The 20,800-nt window shown below is 59.0% G+C and carries 31 protein-coding genes; 2 read left to right on the top strand and 29 right to left on the bottom strand.

The features are described from left to right. Window positions 1-50: 50 nt before the first annotated feature. Window positions 51-806 (bottom strand): hypothetical protein, encoded by a 756-nt coding sequence (locus tag Verru16B_RS15160; protein WP_157772449.1) that lies wholly within the window; start codon window positions 804-806, stop codon window positions 51-53. Between the two features lie 141 nt (window positions 807-947). Between Verru16B_RS15160 and Verru16B_RS15155 the strand changes: the two genes are divergently transcribed. Beyond that, window positions 948-1,463, top strand: coding sequence for a hypothetical protein (locus Verru16B_RS15155; RefSeq protein WP_069963074.1), 516 nt, complete (start codon window positions 948-950; stop codon window positions 1,461-1,463). Between the two features lie 92 nt (window positions 1,464-1,555). Here Verru16B_RS15155 and Verru16B_RS15150 read toward each other — a convergent pair whose 3' ends face one another. The 4 genes from Verru16B_RS15150 to Verru16B_RS15135 form a co-directional block, all read right to left on the bottom strand. Next, complete coding sequence (locus tag Verru16B_RS15150) at window positions 1,556-2,716, bottom strand: alpha/beta hydrolase (protein WP_069963073.1); 1,161 nt, start codon at window positions 2,714-2,716, stop codon at window positions 1,556-1,558. Between the two features lie 264 nt (window positions 2,717-2,980). Next, a complete protein-coding gene (locus tag Verru16B_RS15145; RefSeq protein WP_069963072.1) occupies window positions 2,981-3,178 on the bottom strand; it encodes a hypothetical protein in 198 nt (65 codons plus the stop codon). Next, window positions 3,178-4,068 carry a prohibitin family protein gene (locus tag Verru16B_RS15140; protein ID WP_069963071.1) on the bottom strand — a complete coding sequence of 297 codons (891 nt, stop codon included), beginning with the start codon at window positions 4,066-4,068 and terminating at the stop codon, window positions 3,178-3,180. The genes Verru16B_RS15145 and Verru16B_RS15140 overlap by 1 nt, the downstream gene beginning before the upstream one ends. Further along, window positions 4,065-4,904, bottom strand: a complete 840-nt coding sequence (locus tag Verru16B_RS15135) for a prohibitin family protein (protein ID WP_157772448.1) — start codon at window positions 4,902-4,904, stop codon at window positions 4,065-4,067. The genes Verru16B_RS15140 and Verru16B_RS15135 overlap by 4 nt, the downstream gene beginning before the upstream one ends. Window positions 4,905-5,041: 137 nt before the next feature. On the opposite strand from Verru16B_RS15135, the gene Verru16B_RS15130 reads away from it, so the two are divergent. Further along, window positions 5,042-5,989: a substrate-binding domain-containing protein gene (locus tag Verru16B_RS15130; protein WP_069963069.1), complete on the top strand. Its 948-nt coding sequence runs from the start codon at window positions 5,042-5,044 to the stop codon at window positions 5,987-5,989. A 163-nt stretch (window positions 5,990-6,152) separates the two neighbouring features. Here the strand turns inward: Verru16B_RS15130 and Verru16B_RS15125 are convergent, their stop codons facing one another. The 24 genes from Verru16B_RS15125 to Verru16B_RS15015 all read right to left on the bottom strand — a co-directional run bounded on the left by Verru16B_RS15125 (window position 6,153) and on the right by Verru16B_RS15015 (window position 20,746). Next, window positions 6,153-6,824 (bottom strand): class I SAM-dependent methyltransferase, encoded by a 672-nt coding sequence (locus Verru16B_RS15125; protein ID WP_069963068.1) that lies wholly within the window; start codon window positions 6,822-6,824, stop codon window positions 6,153-6,155. Between the two features lie 88 nt (window positions 6,825-6,912). Further along, on the bottom strand, window positions 6,913-7,320 hold the full coding sequence (locus Verru16B_RS15120) for an SRPBCC domain-containing protein (protein WP_069963067.1): 408 nt from the start codon (window positions 7,318-7,320) through the stop codon (window positions 6,913-6,915). A 205-nt stretch (window positions 7,321-7,525) separates the two neighbouring features. Further along, window positions 7,526-7,756 (bottom strand): hypothetical protein, encoded by a 231-nt coding sequence (locus tag Verru16B_RS15115; RefSeq protein WP_069963066.1) that lies wholly within the window; start codon window positions 7,754-7,756, stop codon window positions 7,526-7,528. 66 nt (window positions 7,757-7,822) lie between these two features. Next, window positions 7,823-8,203, bottom strand: a complete 381-nt coding sequence (locus tag Verru16B_RS15110) for a hypothetical protein (RefSeq protein ID WP_157772447.1) — start codon at window positions 8,201-8,203, stop codon at window positions 7,823-7,825. An 84-nt stretch (window positions 8,204-8,287) separates the two neighbouring features. After that, a complete protein-coding gene (locus Verru16B_RS15105) occupies window positions 8,288-8,695 on the bottom strand; it encodes a hypothetical protein (protein WP_069963064.1) in 408 nt (135 codons plus the stop codon). An 82-nt stretch (window positions 8,696-8,777) separates the two neighbouring features. After that, window positions 8,778-9,419 (bottom strand): DMP19 family protein, encoded by a 642-nt coding sequence (locus Verru16B_RS15100; RefSeq protein ID WP_069963063.1) that lies wholly within the window; start codon window positions 9,417-9,419, stop codon window positions 8,778-8,780. 1,179 nt (window positions 9,420-10,598) lie between these two features. After that, window positions 10,599-10,907, bottom strand: a complete 309-nt coding sequence (locus tag Verru16B_RS15095) for a hypothetical protein (RefSeq protein WP_157772446.1) — start codon at window positions 10,905-10,907, stop codon at window positions 10,599-10,601. Between the two features lie 73 nt (window positions 10,908-10,980). Further along, a complete protein-coding gene (locus Verru16B_RS15090) occupies window positions 10,981-11,256 on the bottom strand; it encodes a hypothetical protein (RefSeq protein ID WP_069963061.1) in 276 nt (91 codons plus the stop codon). Window positions 11,257-11,265: 9 nt separating this feature from the next. Beyond that, on the bottom strand, window positions 11,266-11,694 hold the full coding sequence (locus Verru16B_RS15085) for an SseB family protein (protein ID WP_069963060.1): 429 nt from the start codon (window positions 11,692-11,694) through the stop codon (window positions 11,266-11,268). A 72-nt stretch (window positions 11,695-11,766) separates the two neighbouring features. Further along, window positions 11,767-12,207, bottom strand: coding sequence for a hypothetical protein (locus Verru16B_RS15080; protein WP_069963059.1), 441 nt, complete (start codon window positions 12,205-12,207; stop codon window positions 11,767-11,769). Between the two features lie 69 nt (window positions 12,208-12,276). Then, the gene (locus Verru16B_RS18390; RefSeq protein ID WP_157772445.1) at window positions 12,277-12,642 is read right to left on the bottom strand and encodes a hypothetical protein; all 366 of its coding nucleotides are present in this window, start codon (window positions 12,640-12,642) and stop codon (window positions 12,277-12,279) included. 108 nt (window positions 12,643-12,750) lie between these two features. Further along, the gene (locus Verru16B_RS15070) at window positions 12,751-13,206 is read right to left on the bottom strand and encodes a hypothetical protein (protein WP_069963057.1); all 456 of its coding nucleotides are present in this window, start codon (window positions 13,204-13,206) and stop codon (window positions 12,751-12,753) included. A 630-nt stretch (window positions 13,207-13,836) separates the two neighbouring features. Further along, entirely contained in the window at window positions 13,837-14,103 is a 267-nt protein-coding gene (locus Verru16B_RS15065) for a hypothetical protein (protein WP_157772444.1), read from the bottom strand. A 56-nt stretch (window positions 14,104-14,159) separates the two neighbouring features. Further along, window positions 14,160-14,636, bottom strand: a complete 477-nt coding sequence (locus Verru16B_RS18385) for a hypothetical protein (protein WP_157772443.1) — start codon at window positions 14,634-14,636, stop codon at window positions 14,160-14,162. A gap of 102 nt (window positions 14,637-14,738) precedes the next feature. Then, window positions 14,739-14,984, bottom strand: a complete 246-nt coding sequence (locus Verru16B_RS15060; protein WP_069963055.1) for a hypothetical protein — start codon at window positions 14,982-14,984, stop codon at window positions 14,739-14,741. Between the two features lie 80 nt (window positions 14,985-15,064). Next, window positions 15,065-15,532 carry a WGR domain-containing protein gene (locus Verru16B_RS15055; RefSeq protein ID WP_069963054.1) on the bottom strand — a complete coding sequence of 156 codons (468 nt, stop codon included), beginning with the start codon at window positions 15,530-15,532 and terminating at the stop codon, window positions 15,065-15,067. 76 nt (window positions 15,533-15,608) lie between these two features. Then, complete coding sequence (locus Verru16B_RS15050; protein ID WP_069963053.1) at window positions 15,609-16,028, bottom strand: hypothetical protein; 420 nt, start codon at window positions 16,026-16,028, stop codon at window positions 15,609-15,611. Between the two features lie 88 nt (window positions 16,029-16,116). Next, window positions 16,117-16,464: a hypothetical protein gene (locus tag Verru16B_RS15045; RefSeq protein WP_069963052.1), complete on the bottom strand. Its 348-nt coding sequence runs from the start codon at window positions 16,462-16,464 to the stop codon at window positions 16,117-16,119. Window positions 16,465-16,603: 139 nt separating this feature from the next. Continuing rightward, complete coding sequence (locus Verru16B_RS15040; RefSeq protein ID WP_069963051.1) at window positions 16,604-16,960, bottom strand: hypothetical protein; 357 nt, start codon at window positions 16,958-16,960, stop codon at window positions 16,604-16,606. Window positions 16,961-17,465: 505 nt separating this feature from the next. Further along, window positions 17,466-17,711, bottom strand: coding sequence for a hypothetical protein (locus Verru16B_RS15035; protein WP_069963050.1), 246 nt, complete (start codon window positions 17,709-17,711; stop codon window positions 17,466-17,468). Between the two features lie 74 nt (window positions 17,712-17,785). Further along, window positions 17,786-18,430, bottom strand: coding sequence for a hypothetical protein (locus Verru16B_RS18380; RefSeq protein ID WP_157772442.1), 645 nt, complete (start codon window positions 18,428-18,430; stop codon window positions 17,786-17,788). Window positions 18,431-19,096: 666 nt separating this feature from the next. After that, the gene (locus Verru16B_RS15025; RefSeq protein WP_069963048.1) at window positions 19,097-19,384 is read right to left on the bottom strand and encodes a DUF5076 domain-containing protein; all 288 of its coding nucleotides are present in this window, start codon (window positions 19,382-19,384) and stop codon (window positions 19,097-19,099) included. A 462-nt stretch (window positions 19,385-19,846) separates the two neighbouring features. Continuing rightward, window positions 19,847-20,203 carry a hypothetical protein gene (locus Verru16B_RS15020; protein ID WP_069963047.1) on the bottom strand — a complete coding sequence of 119 codons (357 nt, stop codon included), beginning with the start codon at window positions 20,201-20,203 and terminating at the stop codon, window positions 19,847-19,849. Window positions 20,204-20,332: 129 nt separating this feature from the next. After that, window positions 20,333-20,746, bottom strand: coding sequence for a hypothetical protein (locus tag Verru16B_RS15015; protein ID WP_069963046.1), 414 nt, complete (start codon window positions 20,744-20,746; stop codon window positions 20,333-20,335). Window positions 20,747-20,800 lie beyond the last annotated feature (54 nt).

Below are 20,800 nucleotides of genomic sequence, written 5' to 3'. Positions count from 1 at the left end.
CCCGCCTACGCCGTCGGGCGCGCGCGAGGCGCGCCCCTAAAGGGGCTGGCTCACTCGCCGGCCAGCGGGCCGCCGCCGGTGGGCATGAAGTGAATCCCGCCGACGCTGGCCAGGTCGGCGGCGCCCACGGCCACCACGTGGTGGCCCGGGTTGCGGAGGCGGGCTACGTCGCTCCAGACCGGCAGGCCGAGCAGCGTCCGGGCCTCGTTGGCCACGGCGGGGGAGAGGCGAAGCGTCCGCAGGAAGCGGCTGTTGACGGAAAGGGAGGGTGTGCCGTTGGTGACCATCAGGCCGGGCTGGTTGCGCTCACCCCAATTCTCGATGGCGCCCACGAGCAGCACATAGGGCAGGGTGCCGCGGGGCTGCCAGTAGGCGTATTCCTCGACGTAGGCCTCGCGCTTGATCACGAGCTGGTAGGCGCGGTTGATGACCTGGCGGTTCTCCTCCGGCTGGCCGGCGAGCCAGGCGGTGATGGCTTTGACGCCCTCGGCGTAGGTGACGGCGTCACCGGCGGCCCAAGCCGTCAGTTCGGCCTCGGTCGCGGGGCGCCCGAGCGTGTCGCGCGCGGCGATCGCGAGCACGTCGCGCCTAGCGGCGGCGCTGGCTTGAAGGGATGACCGATGCCCGGCGACCAGATCCGCCAGGGTCGCCGACGCATCGGCCGCGGTCGCGGTGGCGGCCGGGCGCCCGAAGACGAGCAGCTGGGCGGCGGCGGCGCGCTCTGGAGACGCTGGAGTCTGGGCCTGGGCCGGGACGAAGGGGAGCAAGAGGCACAGGGCAAGACCGGCGGGAAGACGAAGTTTCATGGGGTAGGAGGGAACGTGGGCGAGGCGCGAGCCCGCGCAAATGCGGATCTGGTCAAACAATGGCCTTGGTCGGGGCGTCGCGGCAAAAAAGGGTGGCACCGGCGGCGAATCAGGCAATACTCGGAGGTGAGCCCCTGAGTTATGACGACGTTGCCCCGGATAGTCCGTCTGCTGGTGCTGGCCTACCTCGGCCCGCTCGCACTGGGGGCGGCCGGCCCGCGGGAATTGGATTTGAGCGGCACCTATGACGATGCGGGTGTGGTGGTCGTGGCGGCTCCGGACCAGGTGCCGGGCGTCATTTCCCTGCACGCGATGCTTAGCCTGGAGTTTGTGCCGGGCCTGGCGAAACTCCTGCACGACCAGACGGGGCAGGTCAGAATCACCCACGAGGGATTCTTGCTGAAGGTGGAGGTGCTGGACCGCGACGACGCGGTGATCTGGCACGCCGACTGGAAGGGAGGCGAGGATTTCGGCCTGCGCGATAACCGGATCTTTCTGCGCCTGAAGCCGGGACGGTTTGGGAATGATGAATATGTCCTGAGCTTCACGACCGTGTCCGAACACCGTCTGCTGCAGCTCGAGGTGCAACGCCTGAAGCCGACCTTCTTCGGGCCGGTTTATGAGGCGATGGGGACGTATTTGTTTTACCGGATATGAGAACCACGGCGGGGTCGTGGTTCTTGGGTACGGGCGCGGCTTGTCCGCGCCCTCTTTGGCGCGATGAACCCGGGCGTGGACGAGCCACGCTCCTACAGGGGGAGGATACCGTCAGGGGGCCTTCGCCGGGACCGGCGCGGGGCCGGGGGCGGCGCGGGCGGGCGGAGGGTGCGGGGCTGCCGCGTGAGGCTGGCAGCGACATCCTGGGCAGCCTGTGTGACCACGCCGGGCTTGTTCAGGAAACCGAGGTCGCGGAACCAATCGAGGTAACGGGCGGACCAGGTGCCGAAGGGAATGCCGCCCATGTTGCTGATGCTGCCGGTGGCGGGAGGCTCGCCGGGGCCGGTCTTGTCGCCGGGGTGGCGGCCGCGGGCGTAGAGCATCATCTCGATGTTGGGCACGCCGTCCATCAGCATGGCCTCGTAGAAGTTCACGGCCCACAGCGCGTGGATCCAGTCGCCCTGGCCGGCGCAGGCGAGGAAAGTCGGCGGCATGGCGCGCGGGATGGCCGGCGGGGTGTCGTTGCGGAAGAACAGCGACGGGCCGGGGTAGATGCTGGCGATGAAGTCGGGCCGGGAGGAAATCTTGGCCAGCGGGTTCGCGGGCACGTCATTGGCGCGGTCGAAATCCTCCCAGAGCAGGCCGGCGTTCATGGCGAGCTCGGCGCCGGCGGAGAAGCCCATGATGCCGATCTTGGCCGGGTCGAGTTTCCATTCCTGGGCGTAGGCGCGCACGAGCTTGATGGCCTGGAGGGCGTCATTCACGCCGTCGGTCTTCGGCTCGTAGCCGTCGCTGCGGAGGCGGTTGCGGAGGATGATGGTGCTGACGCCCTGGTGGGCGAGGAACTGGACGAGCGGCGTGGCCTCGCCGACGTTGAGGCTGCGGTGACCGCCGCCGCCCGCGAGGATGACGGCCGCGCCGGTGTTGAGCTGGCCGTTGCCGGCGTGGAATTCGATGGAGGGATTGTGGATGCTCGTGACCGCCCCGACCAGGCCCGCGCCCCAGAGTTGGTAGACCTCGGGCTCGGTGACCTTGTCGGCGCGGAGATAGGGCGAACCGGATGGATAGAGCGGGAGCACCACGCCGCCGGGCAGGACGGCCACCGGCGCGTAGGGGGCGTCGGTCTTCGGACCGGCGGCCGGGACGCGCTGCGGGGCGGGCAGGGGCGGCAGGACGGCCTCGGCGGCGAGGGCCGGGGCGAGCAGGCCGAGCAGCAGGAAGGCGGGAACGGAGGAGCGCAGGGTCAGGGGCATGGGGCGTGGGGTTGCAGCGGCACGGGCCGCCGGGGTTGGGCGGACGGTAGAGAGGAACACGCCGGGATCAAGCGTCGCGGTGCGATGCGTCCTGTCTTCAGTACGGCGGGCTCCTCGGGAGGACGGACCGGCTGCAGGAACGAGCTGGACGTATCTTGAAAATCCAACTTGTGGGTCAGCGCGCTTGCGCGCGCCCGATCCGCGCCCGCAAGCGGGCTGGCCCACCATGACCCGGACAAGCACGTCCCTACGAAAGAACCTGCCTCAGGGCTTTGGCTTCCGATTGGCGCCCCAGATGAGCCAGACGGCGAGGGCGACCAGGAGGATGAGCCACCACAAATAACGGATCTCCCGCGCCGCGCCCTCGGCGAACCGGAGGGCGGACGGGAAGATCAGCATGAGCACGACGCCCACGATGAGGAGCACGAGTAACTGGAGACCGGCACGCGTGCGGGGTTTCATCACGGGGCGCGGGGGGCGGCGGGCCGCGCCGGGTTGGCGGCGGGGGCGGCGCGGCGGGCGAGGTCCTCGAGGGACATCAGGATGTTGCCGGAGCTGCCACCGACCACGAGGGGGGAGCGGCCGTTCCAGTTCTGCAGGATCTGCAGCTTGATGAAGTCGGGGTTGGCCCGGAGCGCGGTGCCGCGGACCGAGATGGCCTCGGCCTCGCCCTTGGCGCGGATGATGGCGGTGTCGGCCTCGATCTTCGCCTTGAGCTGCGTGAACTTGGCCTTCTCGGCCTCCTGCTCCTGCACCATCTTCATTTCGATGGCGGACTCGAGCTCGGGGGAGAGCGCGAGGTTGAAGATCACGAGGTCGGTGACCTCGAGGAAGTCGGTGCCGATCTTCTTGCGGGCGAGCTCGAGGGCGCGACGCTTGATCTCCTCGCGACGCGTCACGATCTGCTCGGCGCTCTGGGTGGCGGCGACCTCCTTCAGGGCCTCCTGCACGCGGGGGGCGATCAGGTTGTCGAAGGGAGCGCCGGCGAATTCCTGGAAGATCTTCACGACCGAGCGCTCCGGCACGCGGTAGAGGACATGCACCTCCATCTTCACCTGCTGGAGATCGGAGGAATAACATTCCGCGGGCATCGGGCGGGTCTGCTGGCGGACCGAGATCGGCAGGATGGTGGTGAGGAAGGGCTGCTTGAAACCAAAACCCTCCGGCTTGAAGACCGGGTCGACGGTGCCGAGGGTCACGGCGACACCGCGCGTGCCGGGTTGCACGACGTAGGTGGAGGTGGAGCCGAGGATGACCGCGGCGAAGATCAGGATGAGCACCCCAATGAGGCGCTTGAGGTTGCGGGCATCGGCCTCGCCGTCGCGGGCTCCGCCAAATTGTTGCTGGCTCATAGTTTGTCCTCCTGGGTCGCCGCGGGGGCGTTGTCGGTGGTGAAGTCGCCGAGGGGCAGCATCATGTTGGCGCCGGTGGCGCCGGGGCCGACCACGAGCGGGGTCACGCCGTCCCAGTGCTCGATGATCTGGAGCTCGAGGACGCTGGGGTTCTCGCGGAGCGCCTTGCCGCGGAGCACGATCGACTCGGCCTCGCCGGTGGCCTTGATGACCACGGTGCTGGCCTCGGTCTGGGCCTGCTGCTGGGCGAAGCGGGCGCGGGCGGCCTCCTGCTCCTGCACCATCTTGGCCTCGATGGCATTCTCGAGCGCCCGGGTGAGGTTGATGTCCTCAAGCACGATGTCCTCGATCACGAGCACATCGCCGAGCTTTTTGCGGGCGCTTTCGAGGGCGAGGCTTTTAACCTCCTCGCGCTTCTGGACGATCAGCTCGGCGGAGCGGCTGGCGGTCATTTCGTTGAGGGCCTCGGCGACGCGGGGTTTGACGAGGGTCTCGAAGGGCGAACCCCAGTAATCCCGGAAGACGGCGACCACCGAGCTTTCCGGCACGCGGTAGAGGACGCGCACGTCGATCTTCACCTGCTGGAGGTCGGAGGAGTAGCAGTCGGCGACCATGGTGGCAGTCTGCTGGCGGATCGCCTGCGGGTAGATGTGGGTGACGAAGGGCAGCTTGAAGCCGAAACCCTCGGGCTTGAAGGCGGGAGAAACGCGGCCGAGCGTGACCTCGACGCCGCGGTGGCCGGGCTCGACCACGTAGGTGGCCGAGGAGCCGGCGAGGATCAGGACGAAGATCACCAGGGCTCCGGCGATGAGGCCGGCGATGCTTTTGGGATTCATAGGGTGGGTGGGGCCGTCCGGCGGGGGCCGGGTGGCGAAGAGGGCGTGACGTTTGGCAACGTCGCGGGCGGCGGCAAGTGAAACCCGCATTACATTTCCGCGGTTTCATTTTACCGGCGGATCACTACGGTGGCTGCATGTACCCCCGCCTGCTCGCCCTGGTTTTCCTATGTTTCGCCCTCTCCGCCCGTGCCGCGGAAACCTACACCCTAGGCATGATCGCCAAGTCGCAGGGGAACCAGTTCTTCGAGGCGGCGCGCGCCGGCGCGAACGACGCCGCCCGCGAGTTCGGCGCAAAGCATGGCATAACGATCAAGATCGACTGGCGCACGCCCAACGAGGAGGACGCGCAAAAGCAGGCGGACTTCGTGGAGCAGCTGGTGCTGAATGGCGTGGACGGCATCATCCTGAGCTGTTCCGACGCCAACAAGCTGACCGACGCGATCGACCGGGCCGTGGGGCAGGGGATCCCGGTGGTGACCTTTTCGGGCGACGCCCCGGCGAGCCAGCGGATGGTCTCCATCGGCATCGATGATTTCAAATGCGGCGAGCGCACCTTCGAGGAGCTGGCGCGGCTGCTGGGCGGGCAGGGCGTGGTCGCCGCGATCGACGGCAACCCCAACGCCGTGAACCTGCAGCAGCGCGCCGCGGGTTTCCGCGCCGCCGCGAAGCGTCATCCGGGGATCAAGCTGCTCGACATCTATTATCACAAGGAGACCCCGCTGGATGCCGTCGCGAAGATCGAGCAGGTGATGCAGGCGAACCCCGACATCACGGGCTGGGGTTTTCTGGGGGGCTGGCCGTTGTTCACCGACCGGGCGCTGAAGTGGCCGCCGGGCACGATCAAGTGCGTGTCGGTGGACGCCCTCCCGCCGCAGCTGCCCTACGTGCGCAGCGGGCACGTGCAGTTGCTGCTCTCGCAGGATGTCTACGGCTACGGGTACAATGCTGTCGCGCGCCTCATCGAAAAACTCCACTTCAAGAAATCGCCCGCCGGCCCCATCGAGGACACGGAGCTCACCGCCATCACCACGGAGAACGTGGACGCCTTCGCCAAGAACTGGGAGAAGTGGCTGCCGGAGTGAAGGGGGGACGGCGCTCCGCGCCGGTTGTTGGTTGTTTGTTGATGGTTGTTGGTCCGATCACCAGCACCGGCATTCAGACATCAGCAAGACTGCTGGGTATGAGGATGTGAGGGTATGGGGGTGTGAAGATTTAGGCATCTTCAGATCCTCTTACCGTCAGTCCTCAAATTCTAGTCCCCGGAATCTGCTCAACAGGAGGCAGCAGAGCCAAGACAGGAGATCTGAAAGGGTTGGATTCGGCCTTCTGGACGATCGCGTACACGTGCAATTCGGGCCACTGGTCGTACTCGAAATGGCGGAGAATGCAGGCCCCCTCATGCACCACGTCCAGGAGGTGAGGCACCCCGAGAGTCGCATGATACATGGGCACGCCCATCGCTTGATCCGTGCGTTCGTCGGGATGCGCCAACCCACCCGCCGTGAAGATCAGCACCCCGGCCGGCGCCAAGGCGCTGAGCAGCTTCAGCAGGACCCCGCGCTGCTCGGCCAGCGGGACGTGCCAGATACTGTCCCAGGCCGAGATGAACACATACCGCTGCGGCGGGCACCACGAGCAGATGTCGCCCTGATGGAACGTGACCCCGGGATGCGCTTCCCGGGCCAGGCGCAGCATCTCGGCAGAGATATCCAGCCCTTCGACGTCCAGCCCGTGGGCCTGGAGCAGCTGGAGAATGCGTCCGTTCGCCCCGCAGCCCACATCGAGGGCCGCGCCCCGGGTCGGCGCCAGGCGCAGGGCGCGTCGATGCGGCTCTATGCCGTTGGCCAGATCAAAGGCGGGGCTCGCCCAGCGGGCCGCCAGCGCGTCATAGCTTTTCGCGACCTCCGTGGGTTTCATGGGGCGTTTGGCTGAAGCTTGTCGGTGAGCGTTGGCTCGAGTGGCTGGATGGGCGCTCGGGCGTCGTGCGTGCCTGAGTGATGGTCGGTCAGCGGCCGTCCACGAACTTCTTGAAGTTGTGGAGGATCGCGAGCCAGCCCTGCCTTTGGGCTTCACCGGCATGCGCATCTTCCGCCTGAAAGCTCTCAACGATTCGGGTCGCGCCGCCCTCGGCGATGAAGTCGACCGACACCTTGCGGTCGTCCCCGAGGGAATACTCCAGCTTTTGATTCGGGATCACCGCGGTAAACTCGCCTTCAAAATCGAAGCCAAACGAACCGTCCTTGGCCTCCATGCGATACTTGAACTTGCCGCCGGGGCGCAGGTCCAGCTCGGCGCGGGGACAGGACCAATCAGGAGAGGCGAAATTCCACTGGGTGATGGCAGCGGGTGAGGTCCAGGCTTGCCACGCGGTGGCGACCGAGGCGGCGACGGTCGTTTCGATGGTGATGGTCATAAAGGAGGGAGGGGTGGTTCTCTTTTTCTGAAATGCTACTATCCCGACGATGACAACGCGCGGTTTCGGACTACGAGCCGTGCTTTTTCGCGAACGTTTGAGATCTGCCCCGGCCTGGCAGAGTCTTTGGCTGTGACGACTTATAGGGCGCTGTTTTCAGGGGGGGCGGAGTTTGACTTCGCATCAGGCGTTGGGCTCAGCGCGGTCAGTCGAATCCTACAACCGTTATCCACCATCCGGCCGCCAAAACGACGGGGATCGCGGCGGTGAGGACGAATCGTCGGCCGAGCTTCTTCTTCTCCTCCGATTTCCCGAAAAGCATCACGGTCCCCGCGATACCCAGGCCAATCGCGGCGCCTGCGAGCACCAGCACACCAGCGATCAGCAAGTAAAGAACCGGATCACCTGAGGCGATTGGTAGGATGGGTTTCATCATATTCCTTGCCTGGCGTTTCAGTTATAGACACGAGGGCCGAAGACCCGAGTTGTCTGTGGTGGCTGGTCAGGCGCCTGAAGGTGGGGACCAGCTGAGGTTGGTTTCGCCGTAGGGATGCTGCCAGTGAACAATAGACAGCTTGTCTTCCGGCTTCCAGGCGACGCTTCGAATCAGACCCGGCGAGCTGGGAGTGGCGATATATTCATAGCCTTGGCGCAGCTCTACCACGACCACCCGCGATACCGGTCCGTTCCGGCCACCATCGACCAGCTCCGAAATTGCGAAGTAGCGGGAGTCTGGACTGAACGCCATAGCCTCGCCGAATAGACGTTCTTCGAATTGCCGCTTCAGACCGCGAATTTCAATGCTACCGAACAACGGACTCCCCATGCGCACTTCTCCGTAGTTGGTGCAGACCGTTTCGAACTTACCGTTCGGTGACTTCATATCTTCGTCCAACGTCAGCAATCAGATGCGTCGGGGCACAGCCCGTCGATTTCTTTGATGCTCTGGATGGGCCGCTGCTTCATTTCAGAAATCCACCCAATCCTTCTCTTCCTTGATCTCAGATAAAAGCACCATCTCGAGGTGCTGGGCTACTTCAGCGGGATCAAGCATCGGTTCCGTGGCGATGATGGTCCAGTAAATCGTGTCTTTCTTCTTAGCGTGGAACATCGTCTCCTCGCCTTCGGGCTTGAACACGAAGGGCTGGCGTCCCCAAAGCTCCAGCACCGAGGTGTTCAGCGCATACGCTAACCGGCGAATAATCACCCAGCCCAGCGGACTCTCGCAGCGGATAGCGAAAGTCGCGTGCCAGTAGCGAAAGTCCACACCGCTCCAGCTGTAATCCTCAACTAACGGCACTTTCTTCAGACTTGCGCCCAGGGCCTCGCAGCCACGCTTGATCACGCCTTCGGGAAAACGGTCAGTGTTACTCATCTTTGTTTGCCCAACGTTTGAGATCAGCCACGGCCCAGCAGGGCCGTTGGCTGTAGCGACTGGTTCGGCTTCGTTTCTGGCTTCATAGTTCTGGCCAGGTAAAATGAAACTCTTCTATCCGAGAGAAGATGAACCGATAGGAGAATTCCAATTCGGGAAAAGGAGCTTCAAAAAATGCCTTTGTGTGGGGTTCAAATACCTCGTGCTCCTTTTCTCCAAGTGCCTCTAACTGTTTCCACCGGAATGCGCGGTTACGGTAAGGAGACCCTTTCGGGAATATCGCTAAAACCTTCCGGAATCTCTCAAGAGACTTCAAATCGCCCGAAGTTTCGAATCCCCAGTCCAACGCGTCCCAATCATCTCCTGCTGAATTGAAGAAGTACTGATGAAAACCACCATTGTTCACCTCTGCGAAAAGCCCTGGGAGTGCAAGGGCGTGACGCTCGATCAGACTCATCGGCTTTCGATTTATATACTTCCACGAGCACAACAACGAAAGCACCGAAAACATCCTTTCTGGCGTGGCGCTTTCCAAGAACTCGGGATAGCGCCTGACATCTGTGCCGTACTCCCGTGCATACTTTCGAAGATCCGCCATTTGATAATCGAACACGGATTGCGATGGTCGGAAAAATTCGGGCTGATTTGGGTCCGAGAAGAACCGACGAAGGAAGCTGATCTTCGCTAGTGATTTGGTGAGCTCTCGGTAGGGAATGGCCTTCATTTGTTTGCCGAACGTTAAAGGTAAGCCACGCTCACCCGGAAAGAGGACTGAGTCGAGAGCGGGGATGACATGGACGAATCAGTCGAGACGGTGAGCATTGGCTATAGTGGCTGGATCGGCTACTCCTTTCCGATGTTCTTAAGCATGCGCTCAAAGATCCAAAGCCCTGGCCATAATAGAACTACGAGTATGGCGAGCGTACGGAAATCTTGGATGAGTCTAACTGAAAATGGCAGCCCAGCTTTCTTCGCTGTATCCGGACGCAACCAAAGCAGCGCCAAAACGCATACACCTACACCCAGATAAACCGCTGCAACCTCTTCGAACCACGGCAGGTCCTGGGGTGGGCTACGATGCGGGGTAGTAAAGCCTCTCATGCGACCGATTGAGCTCAGGCACGAGGGGCTTTGCCCCGAGTTGGCGGTGGCGGCTGGATCGGATCTTTTGCAACGGACGCTGGCGAATCCGGCCCTACGTCGCCTACTTCGACCGTGATCTGCCGATTCTTTCCGCCACGGAGCGCATCCCTGACTAACTCTTTTTGGCGGTCGAATCCTGGCAGTAAGCCACCAGCCGCATCTTCAGCGCGCTCTATCTTTGCATGCCAGCGGTCATCGCCCCATTCGACCCAGTAAGAGCAGTGAATCGAGAGAGTGCCGAAAACCACGCTCATCTTGTCTTGCGGGAAAAACTTTGCGGTTGGCTGAGGCATATCTTCTACCGCCGACGTTTGAGCTCAGACACGAGGGGCTTTGCCCCGAGTTGTCTGTGGCGGTTGGTTAGGCTGTTTCTTGTTTAATCGATGGATATTAACGGCAGCATAGCTTCCGGCGGAAATCCAAATTGCGGAAAAGAGACTCCATGCGGCGATAGACACCCAATAGCCTCGCCGATCTTCATTCATTTCAATTGGCGCGTGCTTTCCGCGTGTCGCAACTTCGACTTGGCCGCTCTTGATGCCGAGGATGGCGGATCGCCCGGCCAACAGCGCTATCCCCAGGCAAAGTATCGGAAGCACCCAAAGAAGCTTAATCCGGCTTTCGTGTGAGAGCGTCATTTTGCCTAACGATTGAGCTCAGCCGCGCTCACGGGGAGCGGCGGACGGAGGTTGGAGCGGGGTTATCATGTTCGAAAAAGGACGGATGGTGAGCGATGGCTGGGGCGGCTGGATCGGCGCATTCAGCCGCACTTGGCGATCAGATAATCCGCCCACATCCATATGGCATCGAAGTGAATGTCAGAAATAGGTGCAATTGCCTTTCTTGCATTCAAGCGTGCGGCATCCCTTGTGACCGGCGAACCTGGGGTCAGCATCGAGTATATGTGGTGCTTACAGGTATCGATGTCGCCGTGAAGCTCCTCCACCACGCTCAGCGCTTCTTCTCTCGAAACGGCATATGTGATCGCAATGCCTCTTGCTACATCTTCCCGTGACATGGGCTGCAGCAGCAGCGGCCAAGTCAAATCGCGTAATTCAGTGCGGTTCATCTTTCTTCCGCCGGTCGTTAACGATGAGCCACGCCGCAAGGCGTTGGCTCTGGGATTTGGTTGGGCGCTTTCTTCATTTCTTAAAAATCATGACACCCGCGGCGACTAGGCCGCCGAGCCACAAGAAGATGATCATCGGAAGGGCTGATCCGCCGCCATGCGCGCCAGCAGTCATGCTCGCTCCGATCGCATAGCGAACAAACAAGCCAAACGCTAATGCGCTACCTACAACGGCAACGACCAGGAAGAGGATGACTCTGCCAGCCAGACTATAACTAGCTTCCTTCTTTCCAGCCATAGCCTGCAATGTGCTTTGCACGGATTCGGGAACGTCATCTTCGGCACTCATCGATTCTTGTTAGCCCTTCTTTGCATACGCTAAGATCGCCTGAAACTCCCCCGGTGTGAACTTCCACTCCGAGTCGCTTCCGGGATTCAGTGTTAGGGTCTCTCCCAAATGCGGGTTCGCGCTGAAAAACTCGATGCTGACTTGATGCGCCGGCGTCGACACGACCTGGGTGCCGTCGATGAAGCCTTCGCGTTGAAGGAATGGGAGCACGTGCTGGAGGGATGAAAACACTGGGAAGCAGGATTCGGAATCGAAATAGCTCACCGCAAGTGATCCGTCGGCTTGCTGTTTGGGGTCGCGGTAGGGAATCCATACGCCAGCTTCGGCAACAAGTCGTATAGCTTCTTCTTTTGCGCCGGCACGTATCGCGTCGGCAATGGGATCCACTTCTTCGGGCTTCGGCTGGCCACCAAACAAGCGCTTTAGTGCGGAGAACATGTCTTTTGGCTAACGATTGAACTCAGACACGACTGGGAGCGGAGCTCCCAATCGTTGTCTGTGATGATCTGGTTAGCCCTTTTTTGCTTTCTTCCATCTTATGGTAACCGACGGACGCCTGAGCTGGAATTCTAGGTTCATACCTTCTTCGAATTTCCTAACAACGGTCACTTCCTTCGATCGAATACCACGAACAAGGAAAACGCCGTTCCTAAGTTCGAATAGATCATTCGTGAAGGCGTATTCGTCAGTCAGGATAAACTCTGAACTGTCTACCTTGGCTCTTCCAACGTAGCTGACCACTGGCGCATCTTTGCTTCCCTCTATCTTTTTTTCCAGGCGCTCCAAAGTGAAGTTCTGGACACTTCCAAAGTCGCGATGCTTCCAATGTCCGTCTTCCAGAACGAGGTAAGTTGATCGTCCTTCGTCTTCGAAAATACCAATCTCTACCGTGTCCTTTGGCGCGCAAACGATAGCAAGAAACAGTATGAGTAATGCGTGAAGATCGATCATGGTTTATTGGCTAACGTTCAGTGATGAGCCATGGCGGTGCGCAGCACCGACATTGGATCTGGCCGCTTGTTAGGCTCTTTCTTCATCGAGTTCCTTCAGAATGAAATCGGCACAGGCTTCGACCGGCGAATGAAAAAGCCTGCTCTGCGCGATCTTTCCGTCGACGGAAGTGCGCCCCACCTCGAATCCGGCTTCTACCTTTCGGAAAAACCACGCAGGGGACCAGCGCTTATCTTCCGACCATCCGATCCAATAATTGATGAACTCAGTCCTCTTCTCTAAAAAACACACGAGATCTGCACGGACTGGCGGAATGAATCGACCGTGGTTTGGGAAGTGACGCTCACCTACGACATAAGACAGTCGGGCGATTTCGCAGGCATCTTGGGGCGACAGCTGCACCTCTTTCCGGAATCGCGAAAACAGAGATAGCATGCGGATTAGTTGCCGAACGTTCAAGATGAGCCACGACCGTGGCTGGCGCGCCCCGTGCTGCTCGGAGCACGGATCGTGACAGCCATGGTCGTGGGGTCTGGCGCCTTGTTAGGCCGGTTTGAGAAATGCAAGGATGTCACGAAACTTGGGGTTTGTGATTTCGACGCTCCAAAACGATTGCGCAGTCAGTGGTCGGTGAAAAGAACAGGCGATGATCAGGCCGCCCAATCGGTATGCGTAAATAACGGAATCGATAGAACGGACCTCCTGAATATATTCCGGAGCGACACCAAGCTTCCGAGTTACGTCGTCTGGTCCATCGCGCTTTGTAATCGTGAGACTCAAGGCACTCAAAATTGCGTGACCACAGTCGGTCGAAACGTCGTCGAAGTCGATTGATGCGGTGCATGTCGCCTGTGGGTCAGACACCGGTCGCAAGAACCAAATGCCACGGATGCTCTCAACTAAAAACTCGCCGTGCTCCTCGGGCTCTTCCGAATAGAGCGCATCTTCTGGGCAGAACTGCCGCAGTCGCAGCTCTGCTAATTGTGGAATCGAAATCATCCTGCTTTTGCCTAACGCCTCAGATCAGCAACGCCCGGCGAGCGGGCAGACCGAACTTTTGAAATACTGGGCCATGTGGAACGGAAACATCATCGACGATTCAGGTGAGATCAAGGGCGTTCGCTGTGGCTGATTGGCTCGACCTTCTTTGAATTGGTTACGTCTTCTTTTCTGCGAAAAATTTACTGACCGCACTACTAACACGCTCTCCATGCGAGGCTCTTATATCGCGCACCCTGTATTTGGAGGCGGAGCCGATAACGCCTGGTGCCGAGTAGTGGATTTCTTCGGCAAGCCTATCAAGATACTTGGCTCCTTCTCTTCGGAACTCATCTGTTTCAGAATCATAGAGCCTCATCACGAATTGATAGTCGACGGCACTGTGGCTGCATAAGACGTCTAGGATAAGATCATCCCCGTCGCGTAAAAGGCACCAGTTGTAGGAGCCGCACTGGACAACTTCCATGGTTGGGAAACTCATCTTTCTTCGTCGAACGCTTCAGATCAGCCACGCCCGCCGGGCGGGCGAGCCGTTTCTTTTGAATAACTGGGCCATGTGGAGAGAGAACATGATCAGCGAGTTAGGTGAGATAAAGGGCGTTGTGCTGTGTCTGCTGGTTGGCCTCTGCTTTAGCCGGTTTTCGAGCGAAGTAATTCGATGCCTTCTAGGCACTGCTTCTGCACATCTTCCGGAGGGAGAAAACCAAAGTGATTGTAGCGGCGGTATTCGAAGAATAGCGCCGCTCGAATGTCCAAGATGGACGAGCCCGGCGTGATATCAGCGATCCCGCGTATCTTCGATCCGGCGGGTATCTCCACTTGCGGATAGAAAGTCGCAGCAAACTGAATAATCGCGGACCAGTCTTTGAACCGCACGGGAATATCAGCGGCACTCAATTGGCTCGAAAGTATCGGAGCTGGAAGCGACATCACCGTACGGCCATCGTTTGAGGTCAGACACGATCGGGAGCGGAGCTCCCGCTCGTTGTCTGTGCCGACTGGATGGGCTGATTGTATGAAATGACGATGTAGCTGCTGGCTGCTTTCAGGTCGAACAAGGATTCAATCCTACCCCACCCGAATCCGTATTCGCGGGAACGGCCCAGCAAGGACACAAGCAATCGGTCATGGTGCTGCTTTCTCTTTTTCTCCTTCTCTTCGGACCAATCCTCCCAAGAACTTCCGAACTCATCTCCGGTATCGCAAAGCTGGACGTGCGAGAGTGATTCTTCTCTAAACCAAAGACTCACGGAGTAGGCACGGCCATCGATGCTTTGCTCTGGTAGGACATATGACGCAAACGGCGGATTGATCGTTAGCGGCTTCGTACAGTGGAACAGCGATGACGACATGAAAACGCTTTTCTTGAGCGATCCGGAGACAATGCAATCACCGCTTACCGCAATCCGTCCGTTGTTGGCATCGATCATCTTTGTTCGCCCATCGTTACCGATGAGACACGCGCGCGCGAGCGCGCTCTGAACCTGAAATTAGGGGAAATGTGGAGCGGAGCTGGGCCATGCGAATCACGGTCACTTCCCGCGCGTTGTCTCTGGCAACTGGATCTGCTCTTTCCTCGCGTCGAGCTTCCGCCAGCAAATCCCAATAATGACTTCGGCTGCACACACAAAAGGGGCATACAACAACATTCTATCTTGGTTCGTGAGGTCGCCACCGAATCCGCGGTGCATGAACCAACCATAAGCCGCGATAGGCGTGGACGGAATCAGACCTAAAATGCCGCCGCCAATCAAGAATGTCTGGGCGAGGTGGTTCATCTTTGTTCCGCCGATCGTTTGAGGTCAGACACGGAGGGGCGAAGCCCCGGAGTTGTCTGTGCCGACTGGTTGGCCGGTCTTCATTCTTCTCTGTAGATCCGGGTGAAATTCGCGAACTCGGTACCGGCCAAATCGGCTGAGACAGCTTTCGCGGCGATATCGAAATCCACGACGAAGCAACAAACCTCCATGGTGCCGCTGCCAATGCTGCCTCCGTCGCAATTCCCGAGACCAGTCCATCCCAGTGTCTCGTTCATGCGCTCCTCAAGTCGGTGGCGCTTGTCGAGATCGGCAGTAGATCCCATGCCTTCGACGGCGTATTCGATCATCAATGTCTCCAGATCATTGATCTCCTGAAACCCTTCTTTCTTCTTCTCGGCGATCTGCGCCGCGACGGCCTTCTCAGCCGACCGGAAAAACGAGCCGCGCACGGTTTCGCTCTTCCCGCGGTCACCCGCCCGTCCCCAGTGAATGGTGTGCTCGCCCTTATTCTCCCACGTCTCCCAATACTCGATGCCGTCGGAATTCTTGCGGTAGAGTTTAATCATGGTCTTCTGGCCAACGATTGAGGTCAGACACGATCGGGCGCAGCCCGGTCGTTGTCTGTGCCGACTGGTTGGGTTCTTAGTCTGCTGCCCATAACTCGATAAACTCCAAGCCGCGAAAATCCGCGTGGTAACCGAAGTCCGGATTGTCGGTGCGGCCGACAACAAAACTCCACGTCTTTCCATCGCATTCGTAATCGAGCCAAATGTGGGGACGATCCAGGAAATCCTGGAACGCAGGCTCATGATCCTGATGGTAGCTCTTCATTTCTTCTTCGACGCGCGGCAGCAGCCGAGCAAGCGCTGGTAGCACTGTATGAACGAGGGAAGCATGACTCTTGCTGATCTCGGGAAGAACTCTCGGCTCGGTCGGAGTCATCCGTGTATCGATAACAAGCGAGATAACTCTTCCGAAAAAGCGCGGAGCGTTCGGCAGCTCCGCTCTCCAGCCGTGGCTACCGTGTTTCAATTGGAATTCCGGCAGAAGTGCGTTGCTCATGGACTTCTCTTTTCACCCAACTTTCAGTGATTAGCCATGGCGGTGCGCAGCACCGACATTGGCTCTGGCCGCTTGTTGGGCTGCTTCTTCAAATGCCGACCTCCTCAGCAAAGCGATCCATTTCCTGATCGATCATCGAATGGAGCGCAGGAGCTGATACCAAATAGAGAAGCACCGTCTCGGGGCTGTCAGGCATAATGGCGATCTTCAGGACTGAATCCTGTCCTTCAAAACGGACGGTAAAACTGAAGTCTGCGCCTTCCTCCGCTGTGGGTGCTGGCATCGCGGCGAGGACCTTCTTTCTTTCAGGGGCGCCGAAGCCGGACTCGATGCGCTGCGATACGCGCTCTAAGAACGGCCCGACATGCTTCGTATCGAGGTTCGTTGAGAATTCGACCTCGGTCACAGGCGGCTTCTTTTTGAAAAACGAGAACATGGTTTCCTCGCCGAACGCCTCAGATCAGCCACGCCCGCCGGGCGGGCAAGCCGACTCTCTTGAAATACGGGGCCATGTTGAGCGGAGATATCATGGGCGATTTAGGTGAGAGCAAGGGCGTTGTGCTGTGGCTGACTGGTTAGGCTATTCTGATCAGCATCTTCTGGGCTTCTTCCCGGCACTTCTCGGGAGCTGCCGTCGGGTCATATCCTGGCACCCTCTGAGCAACCTCGGGAAACAGCTCTTTCATGATCATCCAACCCACCATTCTTTCCACCTTTGATTCGGATTGCAAAAGATCGAGTGCTCGTAGGGAGCCGATGCGGCGATCTCCACCTCTTCTTCTAAACTCGACAATCGAATGCTTGAGATAGCGCCAATGACCCGAGTCGATGTTGGCCTGCAGCTTTTCGCTGGGGAGCAGTCGCCACCTCAACACACGATCGTAGATCAGAAAGGCCAAGACGCCGAAAAGGACAAGGAGCGTGATTGTCATGATTCTTGCCGCCTAACGTTACCGATGAGACACGCGCGCGCGAGCGTGGAGTGAACCCTTTTGAACTACTGGAGATACTGAGCGGAGAAGGCACATGCGAGTTAGGTCACATCCCGCGCGTTGTTCTCTGGCGGTCTGGTTAGGCTTCTTCTTTTGACCGGCCTCGACTGCCATCTCGGTGAAAATGACCACACGAAGCCAGCGGCTAGAATGCCGGTCGCAAGCACAGGGATGCTGGCGAAGGTCCAGTAGCGAATGGGACTATCGCTCTTTCTGATTTCTTCGGGGTGAAAGCGACCGATGCGAATTGTCTCACCGCGCAGGACAACGACGGCACCACAGCCGAATAACCATGCTGCAAGGACGAGCAGGATGCGAACTAGGATGCGCTCGTGGGGCTTCATTTCGGCCTAACGCTACAGGTGAGGGACGACGGGCACCAGACTTTGCCGAAGGAAGGGACGCTTTCCCGGAGTTCCCTCTAGTGTCTGGTTCGGCCGGGTGTTCATCCGACTTCCTCGAAAAGTTTGCGCCAGATTTCTATCGAATCCTGATCGTGGATATCCCACCGACGCCTCTTCCCTTCTTTGTCGATGAAGGTGAACCCCGACATCTCGTCGTAGCGCGAGTAGGAACTCTCCTCAAACTTCATGACCTCGCCTTCGCTGAAATCATCAAGGGAGGAAAATGCCTTCTTCACGCGATACGTCGCGCCTTTCTTGAACGGATGTGTGCGCGGAGTGGTGCTCATGTTTGCGCCGAACGTTCAAGATGAGCCATGCCGCTTTAGCGGCATTGGCTCTGGCGGTTGGTTGGGCTCTTTCTTCATGTGATGCGCTGAATCACCCTGAATCCTTCTTGCCGGGTGGACCATGCTTCGACCGAAGGTTCTGAATCTCGAAATGTCGTCACGATCAAACGCTCGTCGATCAAAGCGTGCCAGTCGTCATCAGGACCCGGCCAATGCCAACCGCCCAATGAGGCATATACGTCCTGCCCCGCATAGAGAGGAAATTCTTCCATCCAAACTCGCTCATATGCCTCGACGATATCTCGCCCTTTGAAGTTGTCGTTGTAGCGCTCGCTTCTGTCCCAGCCGTACGAACGGATCCACGACTCGACGGCTGCGGAGCCACGCGTAAATACTGCGTCGATCGGGGGAAGCACGGACACTTCATGCGCATAGAGTGCTGTGCCCGCACGTTTCGGATAGGAAGGCGCCACTTCTATCCGGCCACCTTCGCACTTTTCTTCATCTGTGAAAATACTCAGACAACCTTTGGCCACTTCAGGTACACCTGGCACGATGCGCGCATCTACCGTCAGCCAAAGCCGTTGGCCGGTCGAGTCGACCTGAGCTTCGTCGTAATCGTACCAAATTGCGGCGACTGGTCCGGAGCCTTGCGGGCGCAAAAATAGAGATGGCCGCATCAACTGCCTTCCTTCTGCGATGAGCTGATCAGACGTCATGTTCTTCTTCGCCCAACGTCAAAGATGAGCCGCGCTCGCCGAGAGCGCGGACGGAGTTGCGAGCGCAGAAAACGCGCCCGAAAAAGGACGGATGGCGAGCGTTGGCTCTGGCGACTGGTTAGGCTCTTTCTTCATTCGATGTCATCGGCAACTCGGGCCTCATATCCGAAAACCGATAGATCAAGCGAGCACATCGCATCACACTCTCGCCTTCCGCATCAGTGATGATCACGCGTCGAAGCGAATCGACACGCCCTTGGATAAAAGGGCTATCGAGGAAATCGGAGGTGAATCTCTCGGCCTGCACGAACACTAGCTCCAGAAACGCACCGCTTGAGGAATCTGCTGCGCAAATAAGGTGAAGATTCTTCCGGTGGTGACCATCGCGGGAAACGTCCGCTGGATAGAAAGGCTGAGTCTCTTCGCTCGCCGTGTAGGCCACGCAAGACGAGTCCTCCCAGCAGGCGCTTTTCGCGAGTGAGTCGAGATCGGCCTGAGAGTCTATCGCCTGCCAGTTCATCTTTCTTTGCCTAACGTCACCGATGAGACACGCGCGGGCGAGCGTGGAGTGAGCCCTTTTGAACAACGGGAGATGCTGAGCGGAGAAGGCACATGCGATTTAGGTCAAATCCCGCGCGTTGTTCTCTGGCGGTCTGGATCGGCTCTTTAGTCTTGGATCTTCCCGGTCAGAGTATCGGTCGAGGACTCGAGCTCCATCTTGAAACCGGCGATGATACGCTGAAAAACCTCTTCTTCGTTCTTTCCTTCCTGGGCGTGTGCGCGAGCAACGTGACGGGCAATATCTACGAGCGCCAATCCCCAAGCAGCGGGATCTTTCCAAGCGCTATGTCGCAGGATCATCTGCTGGCCAGCTCCGCGCACGGCCCAGAGGCGGAGAAGCTCAATTGAATCTTCGCTGGCTTCAGCGATGGGAGGGATGCCAAGGGGATTCATATTTCTTCCGCCGATCGTTTAAGGTGAGCCATGGCCGGGCGCCAGCCCGGACATTGGCTCGGGCGGCTGGATCGGCACTTTCAGGCTTTGGACTTCCATAGCAGAGCAAGGGCTACAGCTAGCACTGCGACCAACACCAATGAGATCACGCCGCAAACGGTGGCTCGATGCCTATCGCGGCGGGATTCTTTCTCTTCTTCTTTGGTTCGGGCTGCGACGACTACCCATACAATTTGATAGATTAGTGGATGCGCTATAGCCGAAGCCAGGCCAACCACTCCACCCAACGTAAGCCAGGCAGGCTGTGAGGTCGGCGCAGCAATGCTCCCAGCCAAATACCCCAATGCGTAGCCAGTTATCGGCGTCGTAAGTCCAGTGATCAACGTGCGCGTCATCTTTCTTCTGCCGATCGTTTGAGCTCAGACACGAGGGCCGAAGGCCCGAGTTGTCTGTGGCAATTGGTTAGCCCTTCTTTTCATGATGGACAGAGTTCGCCGGCAGACGAACGAGCAAAACAGCAGAAGTAAACATGAGAACGGCAACTACCATCCCAAGGATGCCAGTAAGGCTGTAGGAGGCTTGTGATAGCTTCGAAAGCGTCGATAGGCCGACCAGCGCAAAATACGGCACAACATACCAACGGCCGATTCGTGGCTTCAGATAGAAAAACACCGAGAAGACGACGGCGATTCCGACAACCTGCCAATTCCCGATAAGATACTTTGGATCGCTCTTAATGTGACTCGCGAGCCAAGCCAACTGACCGACCTGCATAAGGAGCACCGCTGTGGCTAGGTAGACTGCGAAGGGTCTCTTCATTTTCTGGCTAACGATTGAGTTCAGCCGCGCTCACCGGGAGCGGCGGACGGAGGTTGGAGCGGGATTGTGATGATCGAAAAAGGACGGATGGTGAGAGTTGGCTGGGGCGGCTGGATCGGCATCTTCCTTCTAAATCCACTTCCCGCTGATTGCCATCGCGCAACAATAGAAGGACCCGAGTGCATAGATCGACAGTAGCGACTGTGCAGCCAGCGATAGAAAAATCGTCTTCCGCGTGAACCACAGTGCGCCAGCGACAAGCAGGAAATACGGCCAAATCACGAGGGGAAGATAGTCGGTGTATTGCGGCTTCTCCCGACATACGGTGTAAGCAATGCCAATGACCGGCCAGGCAACCAGCAACGGAAGCAGATTCGCGGTAAACTGCCGCCCGATTCTTTCTTTCTTCTTTAGAGCGCAGACCACCAAACAGAACGCTACCAGCACTACTGATGCTCTGAACCACGGCACTAGCCCAGCCGCGCCTACAGCGAGCGGAATCGTTGTGATGGGAGCGGCCAGCGCGTAGAGAAGCGTGAGCATGTCTTCCGCCGATCAGTGTTATTCGGCCACGGCGAAAAGCTTAAGTTGCCGATG

This window comes from Lacunisphaera limnophila, from assembly GCF_001746835.1.
In the GTDB taxonomy this organism is placed as follows: domain Bacteria; phylum Verrucomicrobiota; class Verrucomicrobiia; order Opitutales; family Opitutaceae; genus Lacunisphaera; species Lacunisphaera limnophila.
The sequence above is the reverse complement of the archived record's forward strand: the minus strand, read 5'-3'. Positions and strand labels throughout refer to the sequence as shown.